Genomic DNA, 16,073 nt, shown 5'->3' with positions numbered 1-16,073 from the left:
CAAACGAATTGTTGTCATAATAGCCATGAGAAAAATGCATACCTGAGGAGTTCTATGTCGCGCCGTTCCTTCCCGCTTAATGCCGTTGATGCATTTTTAAAAACGGCCCGTCATCTGAATCTTACCCATGCGGCAAAAGAGCTGTGCCTGACCCAGGGCGCTGTAAGCCGTAAAATTGCGGCACTTGAGGCCTGGTTCGGCTTTCCACTTTTTGAGCGTCACGCCCGTGGGCTGCGGCTTTCCCCCCAGGGAAGCGCCCTGCTTCCCGAGCTGCAATCCGCCTTTGAGCATCTGCTGACCGTAGCTGAGCAGGCTCGCGCGCAGCAAACTGTGGTGCGACTGAAAGCGCCAACCTGCGCGATGCGCTGGCTGATCCCACGTTTGTTACAGGTAGAGCGCGAGCAGCCCGAACTGCAAATCGCGCTTACCACCACCACCGATCACAACGTCAATTTCAAAACCGAATCCTACGATGCCGCCATTGTTTTTGGCACGCACATGAGCGCAGGCGATCTGCTGTTTGAAGAGGCGCTGACGCCGGTCATCAGCCCGTTACGCGCGGGTGCAGAGCTGGAGTCGTTAACCTTCCTGCACCCCACTCGTGACAAAACGGACTGGTCGCTGTGGCTGGCAAAACAGGCGCTGTCCCTTAAAGCCATGCTCAAAAATCAACACTTCGATACGATGGATCTGGCCATCACCGCAGCCATTCAGGGGCTTGGGATCGCCATTGCTGATGAAACGCTGGTGGAAGAAGATGTCCGCGCCGGACGGCTGACGCGGCCTTTTGAGACGAGTATTAAAACCGGTGCGAGCTACCGACTGGTGTTACGCGAGTCGCATAGTCAGGATAACGGACTCGCAGCGTTTCGCTCCTGCCTCCTCAATCAAGACTGACGTGGTGTTTCATGACCCGTTTGAAGAGGCTCATGCGGGCGCGCATAAAGCGGTTTTCAAGCCTGAAACCTGCATTTTTATTCACTCCGATCCGTAACAGTACATCCCGACCTTTACGGCATGCAGGCCAGTGAGTCGGCCCCTGGAGCGTGTCCCGACTGCTGCTGGCATGGTGAGCGAAGCTTACCCAGTAGTCAGCCACCTGAGCAGAAAACTGCATATCGCGGGAATTAACATAATAACGAGACGGCTCCACCTGTCCCAGCGTGTCGAACACGTAAGGCACCTCGTTACCGTGCCAGGCGCCGTTGATATAGGTGGCATGTTCCGCTTCGGCAACATAGTCAAACCAGTACCGCCAGCACGGAGCCCCCACACGCTGCTGAGCCTGCATCACCACAAATCCCATGGTGGTAAATGCCATATCGCGACAGACCTGTCTGCCAAGCTCTTCATCCCCTTTAACACCTGGATAAAGCAGTTTAATTAACCCCAGACCAAACCGGCGTTCACGGCGCAGCTTCTGAATTTGCCCGGCGAGATCGATCCCAAATACCGCCATTACGCTTGCTTCATCACTGTTGGAGCCAATCATCACCGGAAGCGGATGCTGACGGGCGGCAAAGAACACATCGAGCATCGCTTCAGGGAGCACGCAATCGCCTACTACCGGTGCCGGGGCGATATTCAGCGGCGAGGCCAGCGGCCAGAACGCCTCAGGAGGAATGGCACGCAGCTGTTCTGCCGTCGCGTTTTCAAAACCAAAATGGGCAGCCAGTGCTTCGCCTTTTTGCAGCGCCTGTTCGCGCGGCGTGTCCGGTAAGGTGTAACCGCTCTGCACAATCGCTTTATGGAAAAGTCCGCCTGCCAGCGGAGAGGCCAGCAGCGACAGCACGCTTCGCGCGCCAGCAGATTCACCGAACAGGGTTATCGAACTCGGATCGCCGCCAAAGGCCGCAATATTGTCCCGCACCCAGTTCAGCGCAGCGATTTGGTCCAGTAGAGCAAAATTGTGCACCACCTGGTCCTCTTCCCCGGCAAGAGCCGGATGGGCGAAGAAACCAAGGTGCCCAAGGCGATAATTGATGGTCACCACCACCACATCACGTCTTGCCAGCGCTTTGCCGTTATAGGGAGGAAGCCCGCCGGCCCCAATGGTAAAGCCACCACCATGCAGCCAGACCATCACCGGCAGCGGCGTGGTACGCGCAACCGGCGACCAGACATTCAGATAGAGACAATCTTCGGAGAACTGGCCCGGATCGCCACCGCCCAGCTCCTGACAATACTCGCTGTTTTGCCAGCTTGATGCAGAAAACGTCGTAGCGGAGCGCAGCCCTTCCCAGGCGGCGGGAGGTTGCGGGGAACGCCAGCGCCATGCACCCACAGGCGGAGCGGCGTAAGGAATTCCGCTCCACACGTGTACATCCTCATCGGTAAAGCCAGCGAGTGCGCCCTGGCGCGTTTCAACCACAGGGGCGGAGGGATTTTGCATACTAACCTTCTTTTTCCGTCACACCCCCGCAGAGTAACGTTTTCAGAGCAAACCGCAACGGTGTTTGCTGCGCGCTTCCGCCTCCTGGTACAACGTAAACTCGTTATAGACCGCACAACCAAGCGCGGCTTCAAACGCATCGCGGCTGGCGTTTCCGTGGCTACGCGCCTGAGTTTCATTCCCAAGATTTGACTGGAAAATGCCCGCCGCACTCACCGGCAGGAAATCTTCGTAGGTAATCGGCTGAGCGACCATCCATCCCCGCTCGATCAGCGGTTGCGGATCGTCGCCCGGGCGGAACGCCTGGCGATGCGCTTCACCCGCAGGCGTCAGACGGTAACGGAAATAGGCCAGCTCCTGACGTCGCAGGAACATTTCGCTGTCCGGGAAGGCGCTGAACACCTCTTGCAGATGCAGCTGGTGCGTCAGGTTGTCTTTTCCCGTACCGGCCTGCCCAAGAAGGCTATCGTACAGCTCGCGGCCTTTCGGCGTCAGCGCAACGCCGCGCTGTTCAATTTCACCAAAACGGGCAGTATGAGTGCCCAGATGTTCACCGGAAAACAGCACCGGCTCCTCAAGGGCTTTGAAACTGGTCTGGCGCAGTAAAATCGGCACTTCGCGGCGCGGCGGACCTTCAATCAGGATTTTCGGTTCAATGCCGTATTTCGGCATCAGCTCCTGCGCGCGGTCAATATCCAGCGTGCGAGGGGTCAGGTGATTAATGTGGCATCCCGGGAAGCAGACCACATCAGCAATCAGCCGGTGTTCATTGCTCAGTGCCAGATAGGTTTCCTGGTCAACCGTGGCGTGGCGGTGCCAGCGGAAGGTTTCAATCGCCTCTGTCACAAACTCGCGGGCCTGCACCTCTGTAAATCCCCCTTCTGACTCATACAATTCAATCAGCGCCAGACAGCGCGGGGTAAAGATATTCCTGCTCGCCAGAATTTGCGTGGCGCGTTCACGCAGTGCGACGTTTTCTATCAGCTCCAGGCGCAGCAGCGAGGTAAAAATACGAAACGGATTGCGGGACAACGCGTCATCATCAATCGGGCGGAAAGCCGTTGAGTGGACGGGTACACCCGCCTGGGAAAGGTCGTAATAGCTGACGGGGAACATCCCCATAATCGCAAACATCCGGCGTAGTGTGGACAGCTCAAGCGCCGTGCCAACACGGATCGCGCCATGCCGTTCAACGTTCAGGCGCGCCAGTTCATCTGCGTTCGCCAGTTGTTCATGTAACAGGGGATTGTTTTCCAGAACGGCCAGGTTAACGTCGGCAACCAGTTCAAGTAACGTGCCGTACTGCGGAACTTCCTGCTGGTACATCGCCGACATAGCCTGCGAAAAGTGTTCCCGAATATCATCAGCCGTGATGGTGTTCGCCATGATGTCATGCCTCCAGTGAATATTACCTGGAGTGTAGAGAAGCCCGTCCTGGTTGGCGGGAAGAATTTACAAATTGTGATCCAGGCAGATGAGTGGTTAAAGGCTGTACTTTCGGGTGTGAATTCAGGTTATTGCGTGCGGGAGTAAAATCGGTCAGTTGAAAAACAGCTTGTAACTCAAATAGATCAAATGTTAAAAATATTTTGCTATCAGGTTATCAAAATTAAACAACTTAACTTGTCACCCGCATCGCTCTGTTTTTAACATCGCCTATGGAAAAAAATGGTCAGTTCAGTCAGCGCATACGCTTGCGCCATTTGCATACATTTGTGGCCGTCGCTCAACAGGGAACGCTGGGGCGAGCGGCTGAAACTCTTAACCTAAGTCAGCCCGCACTGTCTAAAACACTCAACGAGCTGGAACAACTTACCGGAACCCGGCTGTTTGACAGAGGACGCCTTGGCGCACAGCTCACGCTCGTGGGCGAGCAGTTTCTGACCCACGCTGTGAAAGTCCTGGATGCACTGAACACCGCAGGCCAGGCGTTAAACCGCAAAGACGACCACACCAGCGAAATTGTTCGCGTGGGCGCGCTGCCAACGGCGGCGCTGGGCATTCTGCCTGCCGTAATTGGCCAGTTTCATAAGCAGCAAAAGCACACCACGATTCAGGTAGCGACCATGAGTAACACCATGCTGCTTGCGGGGCTCAAATCTGGTGAACTGGATCTGGGGATCGGTCGAATGTCCGACCCGGAACTGATGACGGGTCTTAACTATGAACTGTTGTTCCTGGAATCGCTCAAGCTTGTCGTTCGGCCAAACCACCCGTTGTTGCAGGATACCGTCACCTTAAGCCGCGTCATGGAGTGGCCAGTGGTGGTGTCACCAAAAGGTACAGTCCCGCGTCAGAACGCCGAAGCGTTGTTGCAGCTACAGGGCTGCACCCTGCCAACAGGCTGTATCGAAACCCTGTCAGCTTCCCTTTCACGCCAGCTGACGGTTGATTTCGACTATGTGTGGTTTGTGCCTTCGGGTGCGGTGAAAGACGATTTACGTCACGGCACGCTCACGGCGCTACCGGTCACATCGCCCGGAGCCGGAGAGCCTATCGGTATTCTGACCCGCGTCGATATCCCACTTTCGACAGGCACACAGACGCTGCTCAGCGCTATTCGCAAGTCAATGCCTGCCTGATACTCCTTTAGCACCCTTTCCCTTAACCCGCCGTCGAGGCGGGTTTGATCTATTCTCTAATCAAATAATGCGAAATCTTTCATTAACAATTGCGTAAAACAATTTAACAGTTTTATCATAGTCGAGAATTCACCAAATGGTTCACAAACCGTTTGTTACCTGTGAATTCCTGCGCTATATGACGCAATCATTAGCGTAAAAACTACCATCACCCTCGTCTTTATTTACCCATTTGGTACAGAGCCGCACAGCACAGACCTGAAAAGACGAGAGTATTTAAGGAGACAGAAATGGCATTTGGCAGCGCGCCGCGTGGGTTACCTCGTATCCTGCAGTGGCTCCTTGCCGGATTGATGGCACTCATCGGTCTGGCAGTCGGCGGCTTGGGCTTCAAGCTCGCCACAGTAGGCGGAAGTTGGTACTTCCTGATAATGGGCGTGGTGATGGTCATCGCTGCGGGACTGATTTTCACTAACCGCACCAGCGGCATTGTGCTTTACGCCATCGCGTTTATTGCATCACTGTTCTGGGCCGTCAGCGATGCAGGCTGGGATTTCTGGCCGCTCTTCTCGCGCCTGTTTACCTTCGCGGTGCTGGCGTTCCTGTGCGCGATTGTCTGGCCTTTCCTGCGCGCGGCAAACAGTAATGCGCCCGTCAGAAAATCCGCTCCATTCGGTATCGCCGCAGTGCTGGCCGTTGCCATGCTGGCAAGTTTCGGCTGGATGTTTAAACCGCAAACTCTGGTTACTGCCAACGAGCCGGTTCCGGTTAAACCTGTCGCTCCTGGCGAGCAGCAAAAAAACTGGGAACACTGGGGTAACACCACCCACGGTGACCGCTTTGCCGCACTGGATCAGATCAACAAGCAAAACATCGGCGATCTGAAAGTAGCCTGGGTTGCTCATACGGGCGATATCCCGCAGAGCAACGGCTCCGGCGCTGAAGATCAGAATACCCCTCTCCAGGTTGGCGACACGCTGTATGTCTGTACCCCGTACAGCAAAGTGCTGGCCCTGGATGTGGATTCCGGTAAAGAAAAATGGCGTTATGATTCCAAAGCCACCGCGCCAAACTGGCAGCGTTGCCGTGGTCTGGGCTATTTTGAAGACCACAACAACGTGACAACGTCACAGGCAGAAACGTCGCCCGCGGCCTGCTCCCGTCGTCTGTTCCTGCCAACCACCGATGCGCGTCTGATTGCTATCAATGCCGACAACGGCAAAGTCTGCGAAGACTTTGGCGACCACGGCATCGTTGACCTGAGCGTGGGCATGGGTGACATCAAACCGGGTTACTACCAGCAAACCTCTACGCCACTGGTGGCGGGTAATGTGGTGGTGGTCGGTGGACGCGTGGCCGATAACTTCTCCACTGGCGAACCGCCGGGCGTTGTGCGCGCTTATGATGTTCACACCGGTAAACTGGCCTGGGCATGGGATCCGGGTAATCCGAACCTGACCGGCCTGCCGCCGGAAGGCCAGACCTACACGCGCGGTACGCCGAACGTCTGGTCTGCGATGTCTTACGACGCAAAACTGAACCTTATCTATCTGCCAACCGGTAACGCCACGCCAGATTTCTGGGCGGGTGAACGTACCGCGCTGGATGATAAATACAGCTCGTCTATCGTCGCCGTTGATGCAACCACCGGCCAGGTGCGCTGGCATTTCCAGACCACGCACCACGACCTGTGGGATTTCGACCTGCCATCTCAACCGCTGCTGTATGATCTGCCAGACGGTAAAGGCGGCACCACACCTGTGCTGGTTCAGACCAGTAAACAAGGCATGATCTTCATGCTCAACCGCGAAACAGGTGAACCTGTTGCGAAGGTTGAAGAGCGCCCGGTTCCTGCTGGTAATGTGGAAGGCGAACGTTACTCCCCGACTCAGCCGTACTCCGTAGGGATGCCGATGATCGGCAACCAGACACTGACGGAATCCGACATGTGGGGTGCCACACCGGTCGATATGCTGCTGTGCCGTATCCAGTTTAAAGAGATGCGTCATCAGGGGGTCTTCACCCCGCCGGGTCTTGACCGTTCATTGCAGTTCCCTGGCTCGCTGGGTGGGATGAACTGGGGCAGCGTTTCCGTTGACCCGAACAACAGCCTGATGTTCGTGAATGATATGCGCCTGGGCCTGGCTAACTACATGGTTCCACGTGCAAACGTTGCGAAAAATGCCAGCGGGATCGAGATGGGTATCGTGCCAATGGACGGCACGCCGTTCGGTGCTATGCGTGAGCGTTTCCTGTCGCCTCTGGGTATTCCGTGCCAGAAACCACCGTTTGGTACCATGTCTGCGGTGGATCTGAAAACCGGTAAGCTGGTGTGGCAGGTTCCGGTTGGCACCGTGGAAGACACGGGTCCGCTGGGGATCCGTATGCACATGCCTATCCCAATCGGGATGCCTACGCTTGGTGCATCGCTCTCTACACAGTCTGGCCTGCTGTTCTTCGCAGGTACTCAGGACTTCTACCTGCGCGCGTTTGATACCGCAACCGGGAAAGAGCTCTGGAAAGACCGTCTGCCGGTTGGCAGCCAGTCTGGCCCGATGACCTACGTTTCACCGAAAACCGGTAAACAGTACGTCATCATTAACGCAGGTGGCGCACGTCAGTCACCGGATCGGGGTGATTACATCATCGCGTATGCGTTGCCGGATAAGCAGTAACGGATGAAAAAAGGGACCTTTCGGTCCCTTTTTTTTGCCCGGTGGCGCTTCGCTTACGCGGGCCTACAGGCCTGGTTTTGTAGGTCGGGTAAGCTAAGCGCCACCCGACACTGCTGGCGACTCAGAACGTCTCCCAGTTATCCCCGGAAACCGTCGCTGCCGGACGCATAGGCACATTTTTCGCCACGGGTGCAGAGGCTTGCGCACGGCCCGCCTTCGCTCCGTTCAGACGAAACGCACCAACCGCCTCGGTCAGACGTGCGCCCTGTTCTTCCAGAGACGCTGCCGCCGCAGAGGCTTCTTCCACCAGCGAGGCGTTCTGCTGGGTCACTTTATCCATCTCAGAGATGGCCTGGCTCACCTGTACAATGCCACGGCTTTGCTCATCGGAAGCCGCAGCAATCTCCAGCATGATGTCGGTGACGCGCTTAACGGCTTCGACGATTTCATTCATGGTGTTACCTGCGGCAACCACTTCACCAGAGCCCTGGTCAATCAGCGACACGGATTCGTTGATCAGGCTTTCAATCTCTTTCGCTGCGTTCGCACTGCGGCTTGCCAGGGTACGAACTTCACTCGCCACCACCGCAAAACCACGCCCCTGCTCACCGGCGCGTGCAGCTTCCACTGCGGCGTTAAGCGCCAGAATATTGGTCTGGAAAGCGATGCTGTTAATCACCGCGGTGATTTCAGAGATTTTCTTCGAGCTGGTAGAGATATTGCCCATGGTTTTCACCACGCCGGACACCATCTGACCGCCACGGCTGGCTTTACCGGAAGCATCTTCCGCCAGTTTGCTGGCATGGTGTGCGTTATCGGCGTTCTGCTTCACGGTAGCAGTCAGTTGCTCCATGCTGGCTGCAGTCTGCTCAATGGCGGCCGCCTGCTGCTCGGTGCGTGACGAGAGATCGGTATTGCCGGCAGAAATCTCGCTGGTACCGCGATAGATTTCTTCCGCCCCCTGGCGAACCGTACCTACGGTCGTCACCAGCGAGTGCTGCATAGTTTGCAGGTCACGCGTCAGACGGCCAATTTCGCTGCGGCCAGTTGCGTCGTCCGGCATCGTCAGGTCGCCTTTAGCGATATTCTCAATGCGCTTAGCAGCACGCTGAAGTGGGTTAATCACCGTGCGGCGCAGCACAATAAATGTCACCGCCGTCAGCGCCAGCGCCAGCGCAAAGGCGCCGACCATAAACATCAGCCCCATCTGCGTGCGAGTATGTGCCTGTGCCGTCAGTGCATTCGCGCGATCGGTCCGGATTTTAATCGCCTTCATCAGCACCTCGTTATACCCGTCATCCAGCGGACGTGCAGTTTCGTTTTCGTGGTTGATAATGGCTTCGAACATGCCATTTTTGGCATATTTCAGCATCGGCTGGAGCCCGGCAACGTAGGCGTCGTAACGCGCTTTCAGATCCGCGTCCAGGGCTTCATCTGCCGGGGTGCGAACCGCGCGATTCATATACACCGCAAAACTGTCCTGGGATTGTTTAATGCGCGTTTCCGCCTCGTGGATGTTCTGCTTCATTGCATCCATTTCGGCGATACGGCTCGCCGCACCCGCGTGGATCATATTGATACGGGCGGTGCGTAAGTGGTTTGAACTGTTCGATAACCCCAGACGAACCTGAATTTCGGATGTGACATCCTGCTGATCGGTGTCAGCTTTTAAAAGGAAGTAACCCGCCAGACCGGAGCTCAAGGCAAACAGAAGAATAATGCCACCGAGAATGGAGGAAAACAGCGGAACCAGCCTGATGTGATGCAAGAAGCTCAGCTTGTGCTGTGCCTGCATCGAAGTTGTGTTGTCCATGACCGTCGACTCTCTTATAGGTAAGATGCGTAAAAACACGCCTGTAAAATAGTCATCGGCACAGCGGGGAATTTGATTACGGCTAAAATCGCCAGCCAGGTCACAGTTTCGAGAAGATTATTAAAGAAATGCCAGCGGCAAAAACCGCTGGCAGAATAATTAGTTGTCGCCGAAATGGATGACGGTACGGATCGATTTACCTTCGTGCATCAGGTCAAACGCTTCGTTGATCTGCTCTAACGGCAGACGGTGGGTAATGAACGGATCGAGCTGAATCTTTCCGCTCATGGCATCTTCAACCATTCCCGGCAGCTGGGTACGGCCTTTCACACCACCGAACGCAGAGCCGCGCCATACGCGGCCCGTCACCAGCTGGAATGGACGTGTGCGGATCTCCTGACCTGCACCAGCCACACCAATGATGATGCTTTCGCCCCAGCCTTTATGGCAGCATTCAAGCGCAGAACGCATCACGTTGACATTACCGATACATTCAAAGCTGAAATCAACGCCGCCGTCGGTCAGCTCAACAATCACGTCCTGAACCGGCTTTTCGTAATCTTTCGGGTTAACGAAATCGGTCGCGCCCATTTCACCGGCCAGCTTGAATTTTTCCGGGTTGGTATCCACCGCAATGATACGACCGGCTTTTGCCTGCACCGCACCCTGGATAACCGCCAGACCAATCCCGCCCAGGCCGAACACCGCCACGGTATCACCCTCTTTCACTTTCGCCGTATTGTGTACCGCACCGATACCGGTGGTTACACCACAACCCAGCAGACACACTTTATCCAGCGGTGCCTGCGGGTTCACTTTGGCCAGGGAAATCTCGGCGCATACGGTGTATTCGCTGAAGGTACTGGTGCCCATATAGTGATAAATCGGCTCACCGTTGTAGGAGAAACGGGTTGTTCCGTCTGGCATCAGTCCTTTACCCTGGGTGGCACGCACGGCCTGACAGAGGTTGGTTTTGCCGGATTTACAGAACTTACACTCGCCACATTCTGCGGTGTACAGCGGAATAACGTGATCGCCAGGTTTCAGGCTGGTAACGCCTTCCCCCACTTCAACCACAACACCGCCGCCTTCATGGCCAAGTACCGCCGGGAATACGCCTTCAGGATCATCACCAGACAGGGTGAACGCATCCGTATGGCACACGCCGGTGTGGGTGATTTTAATTAATACTTCGCCTTTTTTCGGCGGCGCAACGTCAATTTCGACGATTTTCAACGGCTGGCCTGGGCCAAATGCGACAGCAGCGCGAGATTTCATAATGTCTTTCCCTTGTTGTGAGGTCTGTGGGTTTATTTTAGATAAGAGCGCAGCAAATGGCCGACTTCTGCCATTCTGACTGCCCGCTGGTCCGGGGTTGTCTCCCCCGTCACCAGCTCATCTTTGAGGTGAATTTCGACCATTTCGCCCATCAGACCATTTGCAGCACCGCGCACGGCGGCGATTTGTTGCAGGATGGCCAGACAGGGTTCGCCGGATTCCAGCGCACGTTCCAGGGCGTCAACCTGCCCACGGATGCGCCGGACGCGAGTGAGGATTCGTTTTTTATCTGCGGGTGAATGCGGCATACGCCCTCCTGATACTATAGGGGGGTATAGTAATTTGTTATTCATTCCCTGTAAACCGTCGGTTTCTTATGGGTTTCCGGCAAAATGCTGTAATATGCGACTTATTGCGATATTTTGCAGGATTGAACCCAGATGCATAAAACCGCTCGTCAGAAATACTTGCTTGATATTATTAGTGAAAATGGTCAAGTCAGTATCAGCGACCTCGTTGAAAAATTGCAGGTTTCTGCGGACACCGTTCGCCGGGATCTTACAGACCTTGAGAATCAGGGGCTGGCGCAAAAGAACCACGGTGGCGCCATTGCCCTCGATCTGTCGGCGATGAACCGCCAGAGCAGAAATACGTTACTGCCCAAAACCAAGCAGCAGCTTGGCAAAAAGGTTGCAGAGAGCGTACCTGAGGGCTCAACCCTGTTTCTTGATGCGGGAAGCACGGTAATGGCCGTCGCCACCTTTCTTCAGGGGCCGCTGAAGGTCATCACCACTTCGCTGGATATTGCCCAGCATTTCAGCGACCGTGCAGACATCGAACTCATTCTGCTCGGGGGCCAGTGGGATCAGAAACAGCGCCTGTTTGCCGGTAGCGCCACCCTTTCACTGCTGTCACGCTACCGGGCGGATATCGCCATTCTTGGTGCCTGCGCCATTCACCCTCAGTTGGGCCTGAGTGCCAGCAAAGAAGCCGATGCTGACGTAAAACGAGCCATGCTGGCAGCCAGCCGTGAGCACTGGATCGTTGCCGATCACCTGAAACTCAACCACTGCGAGCCTTACCTGGTTTCCGGGTTAGCCGACATTCATCAATTGTTCTTAGATCGTCCCTGGGCAGAGCTTGGGGACAACAGCGCACTACAAGTCACTCTTGCAGATGCTTAATAACGTGGAGATGGTCATGAATAAAGTTGTCGCTCGAAACGGTAAGACAATCAACATTGCGCTGATCGGCTATGGGTTCGTGGGAAAAACCTTCCACGCGCCGCTGATCCAGTCCGTCGATGGCCTGAAGCTGGCGGTTGTCTCTTCCCGCGACGAAGAAAAGGTCAAACGCGATATCCCGGATGCCATCGTGGTGGCCACGCCTGAAGAAGCTATTCAGCACCCGGATATCGATCTGGTGGTGATCGCCTCCCCTAACGCAACCCACGCGCCGCTGGCAACGCTTGCCCTGAACAGTGGTAAGCATGTGGTGGTGGATAAACCCTTTACCCTCGACATGCAGGAAGCGCGTGATCTGATCGCACTGGCAGCGGAAAAACAGTTACTGCTGTCAGTCTTCCATAACCGCCGCTGGGATAGCGATTTCCTCGGTATTAAGCAGGTTATCGGGCAGGGTCAAATCGGTAAAGTGAAGCATTTTGAGTCTCACATTGACCGCTTCCGCCCGGAAGTTCGCGTGCGCTGGAGAGAACAAAACGTGCCGGGCAGCGGCCTGTGGTTTGATATCGGGCCACACCTGATTGACCAGACGTTGCAACTGTTTGGCCTGCCGCAGTCCGTGCAGGGCAATATCGCCACCCTTCGCGCAGGTGCGGAAATTAATGACTGGGCGCATGTGGTATTAAATTACCCGGAACATAAAGTAGTTCTGCATTGCAGTATGCTGGTTGCCGGTGGCACGTCGCGCTTTACGGTTCACGGTGATAAGGCAAGCGTGGTTAAAGCCAGAATCGACCAGCAGGAAGCGCAGCTTCTGGCAGGCGTCATCCCTGGCAGCGACACCTGGGGTGAAGACAGCGATAACATGGTGCTGTTTGATGCCAACGGCGAGCCGCACGCGGTTAGCACGCCAAAAGGCGATCAGCGCCAGTATTACATTAACGTGCGTAATGCACTGAACGGTGAAATCGAAAACCCGGTTCACCCGGTTGAAGCGCTGGCGGTGATGGCCGTACTGGAAGCCGCGGTGACCTCTTCCGAAACCGGCACCACGCAGCCGCTGGCATTAACCGCAGGCGAGCGCGCTCACCTGCAAAAATAACCTCTGCGGTAACCTGCGGTTTTCCGCAGGTTACTCTTACCGCGGTAGCGGTTTACCGGCTGTTTCTTTCGCCCGCATTACCGTCAGCAAGGTGATTAACGCAGCAGCGATGACATACCCGGCAGGAGAAAATGGGTTACCGGTGATCGTCATCAGATACACCGAAAACCACGGTGTGAACCCACCCAGCAGCGCCGCCACAATATTCCCGGCCATCGCCATACCACCAAAACGCACGCGGGTCGGAAAAAGCTCGGCCATTGCCGCACTGCTCGCGCCATCAAACGCCGCGATAAAGCCCCCAAGGATCAACATTGCCAACACGGCAGAGGCCATATCCCCGCGCGCCATCAGCATCATGGCAGGCAAGGTAAAGACGATTAATCCGCCGCAGCCTACCAGCATCAATGGTTTACGGCCCACGCGATCGGATAACCACCCCATCAGCGGTATCAGCAGGACAATCGCAAATAATCCAAGAGTGGTTATCGCGTAGGCATCCCGCTGTGAATACGCCATTGCACCCGAAAGATAGTGAGGAATAAAGGTTTGCAACGTCCAGTGTCCCACCGCCTTGATGACCATAAAGCCGGCACAAAACAGCAGAGCAGCCCGGGAATGTGTCACCACGGAATGAAGGGGTGCTGCGTCGGTTTTTCCGCTTTTCAGCGCGGCCAGAAATTCAGGGGAATCCTGAAGGTAAAGACGCAGATACAGCCCCACAATCCCGAGCGGGCCAGCAATCAGAAAAGGAATGCGCCAGCCCCAGTCATTCATTGCGCTTTCACCCAGCACAGCCGTCAGAAGGAACACCAGCCCGGAGCCTGCGACAAACGCCAAAAAACCGAAGCTGTCTGTCCAGCTGGTGAAATAGCCGCGGCGGTTAGCTGGCGCGTATTCGGCCAAAAATGCGGTTGCCCCTGCACTTTCACCGCCGACTGCGAATCCCTGAACCAGGCGGGTGAGCACCAGTAAAACGGTGGCGCTTACCCCCAGTTGCGACCAGGTGGGTAAAATCCCCATCACGAAGGTCGCGCCCGAGGTAAGTAAAATGACCGTGGCCAGCACTTTCTGCCGGCCAATGCGATCGCCAAGCGAACCGAAAAACAGCCCGCCGAGCGGGCGCATAATGAACCCTGCGCCAAACACCGCAAACGATGAGAGCAGCGCTACGCCCGGGCTGTCGGTATGAAAAAATTGCATACCGATAATCCCCGCCAGCGTGCCGTAAAGGCCAACGTCAAACCATTCGACAAAATGGCCGATACCGGTCGCGAGGAGTACCTTGCGCAGTTTTCCCACTGCGGGTGTCACTGACGTTTCTTCGGCATCATGCGCAGCAGCGTATTGTCTTTCCAGAAATAGTGGTGGATTAACGCCGCCAGAGCGTGAATACCAATGAGGAAATACCCGGTATTTGCCAGAATGGAGTGCCACTCTTTGAGCGAGTCGACCCGGTCAAAATTCGCTTCTGCCGCGTGAGGCATAACCAGACCAAAGGCATACCAGTCGTTGCCACGGAAATACATCATGGTCAGGCCAATAACCGGCAGCGCCATAAACAGCAGATACACCGCCAGATGCCCCAGGTGGGATAAACCGGTGATCATGGCCTTTGGTTTTGGCTGAATAGGTGGCGCCGGATGTTTAAGGCGCATCAGCAAACGAGCACACATCAGAACCAGGATAGAGATGCCGCAGGAGACGTGGATCATGTTGATCGCTGGGCGGGCGGTACGCGGGAATAAGCCTCTGAATTCCATGGCACAGTAGGCCACTATGACCAACATAAACACCATCCAGTGGATGCCAATTTGCAGGCCCGTATATTTAGTGCGCATATGATTTCCTGAGAAAAAACGAATTTACGGCCAACATAACCAGCTTTCCTTAAAAATTCATTAACTTTTCTGTATGGCTTTTCAAATGTTTCCCGACGCATGACATATCTTCAATTGCCTGCGCGGGTTTCATGGTCTAAGCCTGGATGAGTTCAAACTGTCACTTCGACAGATTCACCAGGAGAAAGCCATGAGTAAAATTGGTATTAACGGATTTGGTCGCATTGGACGTCTTGTATTGCGTCGCCTACTCGAAACCCAGGACAGCAACAGCGTGGTTGCCATCAATGACCTCACCTCCCCCAAAGTGCTGGCCTATCTGCTCAAACATGATTCTAACTACGGTGGTTTTCCGTGGAGCGTTGATTTCACAGAAGACTCGCTGATTGTCGACGGAAAATCCATTTCGGTGTATGCCGAAAAAGAGGCACAGCATATTCCGTGGAAGGCTGCGGGTGTGGATCTCGTCGTGGAATGCACCGGTTTTTATACCTCTGAAGAGAAATCAAAAGCGCACCTGAATGCGGGCGCTAAAAAAGTGCTGATTTCTGCCCCCGCGGGTGAGATGAAAACCATTGTGTTCAACGTCAACGACGACACTATCACTGCCAGCGATACCATTATTTCCGTGGCATCCTGCACCACCAACTGCCTTGCGCCGATGGCAAAAGCCCTCCATGACGCGTTCGGCATTAAAGTGGGTACCATGACCACTATTCACGCCTATACCGGGACACAGGCGCTGGTCGATGGCCCGCGCGGCAAAGATCTTCGCGCTTCACGTGCGGCGGCGGAAAATATCATCCCGCACACTACCGGTGCCGCCAAAGCGATTGGGCTGGTGATCCCGGCCCTGAGCGGCAAGCTGAAAGGCCACGCCCAGCGCGTGCCGGTCAAAACCGGCTCAGTCACTGAACTGGTGTCCATTCTGGATAAAAAGGTCACGGTAGAAGATATCCACCAGGCGCTGAAACAGGCCACCAGGGATAACGACTCGTTTGGCTACACCGACGAAGAGATCGTCTCATCCGATGTTATCGGTTCACATTTTGGTTCGGTGTTTGACGCCACCCAGACGGAAGTGACGGATGCAGGGGATGTACAGCTGGTGAAAACCGTTGCCTGGTACGACAACGAATATGGCTTTGTCACCCAACTGGTACGCACGCTGGATAAATACGCCGCACTGTAAAATAAAAACCCCCT

13 protein-coding genes are annotated in these 16,073 nt (G+C 55.3%); 6 read left to right on the top strand and 7 right to left on the bottom strand.

Annotated features, from left to right (window positions below; all coding sequences use genetic code 11):
- Nucleotides 1-54 precede the first annotated feature (54 nt).
- Nucleotides 55-897, top strand: a complete 843-nt coding sequence (locus HV107_RS22990) for a LysR family transcriptional regulator (RefSeq protein ID WP_182061055.1) — start codon at nucleotides 55-57, stop codon at nucleotides 895-897.
- Here the strand turns inward: HV107_RS22990 and HV107_RS22985 are convergent.
- Both HV107_RS22985 and HV107_RS22980 read right to left on the bottom strand, forming a co-directional pair.
- Nucleotides 884-2,392, bottom strand: a complete 1,509-nt coding sequence (locus HV107_RS22985) for a carboxylesterase/lipase family protein (RefSeq protein WP_182061054.1) — start codon at nucleotides 2,390-2,392, stop codon at nucleotides 884-886. The two genes, HV107_RS22990 and HV107_RS22985, sit on opposite strands and share 14 nt — an antisense overlap.
- A 42-nt stretch (nucleotides 2,393-2,434) precedes the next feature.
- Nucleotides 2,435-3,778, bottom strand: coding sequence for a VOC family protein (locus HV107_RS22980; RefSeq protein WP_182061053.1), 1,344 nt, complete (start codon nucleotides 3,776-3,778; stop codon nucleotides 2,435-2,437).
- Nucleotides 3,779-4,050: 272 nt separating this feature from the next.
- Here HV107_RS22980 and HV107_RS22975 point away from each other — a divergent pair, with 272 nt between their 5' ends.
- Both HV107_RS22975 and HV107_RS22970 read left to right on the top strand, forming a co-directional pair.
- Nucleotides 4,051-4,974 carry a LysR substrate-binding domain-containing protein gene (locus HV107_RS22975; protein WP_182061052.1) on the top strand — a complete coding sequence of 308 codons (924 nt, stop codon included), beginning with the start codon at nucleotides 4,051-4,053 and terminating at the stop codon, nucleotides 4,972-4,974.
- 290 nt (nucleotides 4,975-5,264) lie between these two features.
- Complete coding sequence (locus HV107_RS22970) at nucleotides 5,265-7,649, top strand: membrane-bound PQQ-dependent dehydrogenase, glucose/quinate/shikimate family (RefSeq protein WP_182061051.1); 2,385 nt, start codon at nucleotides 5,265-5,267, stop codon at nucleotides 7,647-7,649.
- Nucleotides 7,650-7,770: 121 nt separating this feature from the next.
- On the opposite strand, the gene HV107_RS22965 is transcribed toward HV107_RS22970, so the two are convergent.
- The 3 genes from HV107_RS22965 to HV107_RS22955 form a co-directional block, all read right to left on the bottom strand.
- On the bottom strand, nucleotides 7,771-9,462 hold the full coding sequence (locus HV107_RS22965; RefSeq protein WP_182061050.1) for a methyl-accepting chemotaxis protein: 1,692 nt from the start codon (nucleotides 9,460-9,462) through the stop codon (nucleotides 7,771-7,773).
- 159 nt (nucleotides 9,463-9,621) lie between these two features.
- Nucleotides 9,622-10,740, bottom strand: coding sequence for an S-(hydroxymethyl)glutathione dehydrogenase/class III alcohol dehydrogenase (locus HV107_RS22960; protein ID WP_014070233.1), 1,119 nt, complete (start codon nucleotides 10,738-10,740; stop codon nucleotides 9,622-9,624).
- Between the two features lie 32 nt (nucleotides 10,741-10,772).
- Nucleotides 10,773-11,048: a metal/formaldehyde-sensitive transcriptional repressor gene (locus tag HV107_RS22955; RefSeq protein ID WP_006175178.1), complete on the bottom strand. Its 276-nt coding sequence runs from the start codon at nucleotides 11,046-11,048 to the stop codon at nucleotides 10,773-10,775.
- 132 nt (nucleotides 11,049-11,180) lie between these two features.
- On the opposite strand from HV107_RS22955, the gene HV107_RS22950 reads away from it, so the two are divergent.
- On the top strand, nucleotides 11,181-11,924 hold the full coding sequence (locus tag HV107_RS22950) for a DeoR/GlpR family DNA-binding transcription regulator (protein WP_182061049.1): 744 nt from the start codon (nucleotides 11,181-11,183) through the stop codon (nucleotides 11,922-11,924).
- Nucleotides 11,917-13,026 carry an oxidoreductase gene (locus HV107_RS22945; RefSeq protein ID WP_395676420.1) on the top strand — a complete coding sequence of 370 codons (1,110 nt, stop codon included), beginning with the start codon at nucleotides 11,917-11,919 and terminating at the stop codon, nucleotides 13,024-13,026. The genes HV107_RS22950 and HV107_RS22945 overlap by 8 nt, the downstream gene beginning before the upstream one ends.
- 36 nt (nucleotides 13,027-13,062) lie before the next feature.
- Here the strand turns inward: HV107_RS22945 and HV107_RS22940 are convergent, their stop codons facing one another.
- Together HV107_RS22940 and cybB are read right to left on the bottom strand one after the other, a co-directional pair.
- Nucleotides 13,063-14,340: an MFS transporter gene (locus tag HV107_RS22940; protein ID WP_182061045.1), complete on the bottom strand. Its 1,278-nt coding sequence runs from the start codon at nucleotides 14,338-14,340 to the stop codon at nucleotides 13,063-13,065.
- On the bottom strand, nucleotides 14,337-14,867 hold the full coding sequence (gene cybB, locus HV107_RS22935; protein WP_182061043.1) for a cytochrome b561: 531 nt from the start codon (nucleotides 14,865-14,867) through the stop codon (nucleotides 14,337-14,339). The genes HV107_RS22940 and cybB overlap by 4 nt, the downstream gene beginning before the upstream one ends.
- A 190-nt stretch (nucleotides 14,868-15,057) precedes the next feature.
- On the opposite strand from cybB, the gene gap reads away from it, so the two are divergent.
- Nucleotides 15,058-16,059: a type I glyceraldehyde-3-phosphate dehydrogenase gene (gene gap, locus HV107_RS22930; RefSeq protein WP_182061041.1), complete on the top strand. Its 1,002-nt coding sequence runs from the start codon at nucleotides 15,058-15,060 to the stop codon at nucleotides 16,057-16,059.
- Nucleotides 16,060-16,073 lie beyond the last annotated feature (14 nt).

The sequence above is a fragment of the Enterobacter sp. RHBSTW-00175 genome (genome assembly GCF_013927005.1).
Taxonomy (GTDB): Bacteria; Pseudomonadota; Gammaproteobacteria; order Enterobacterales; family Enterobacteriaceae; genus Enterobacter.
The sequence above is the reverse complement of the archived record's forward strand: the minus strand, read 5'-3'. Positions and strand labels throughout refer to the sequence as shown.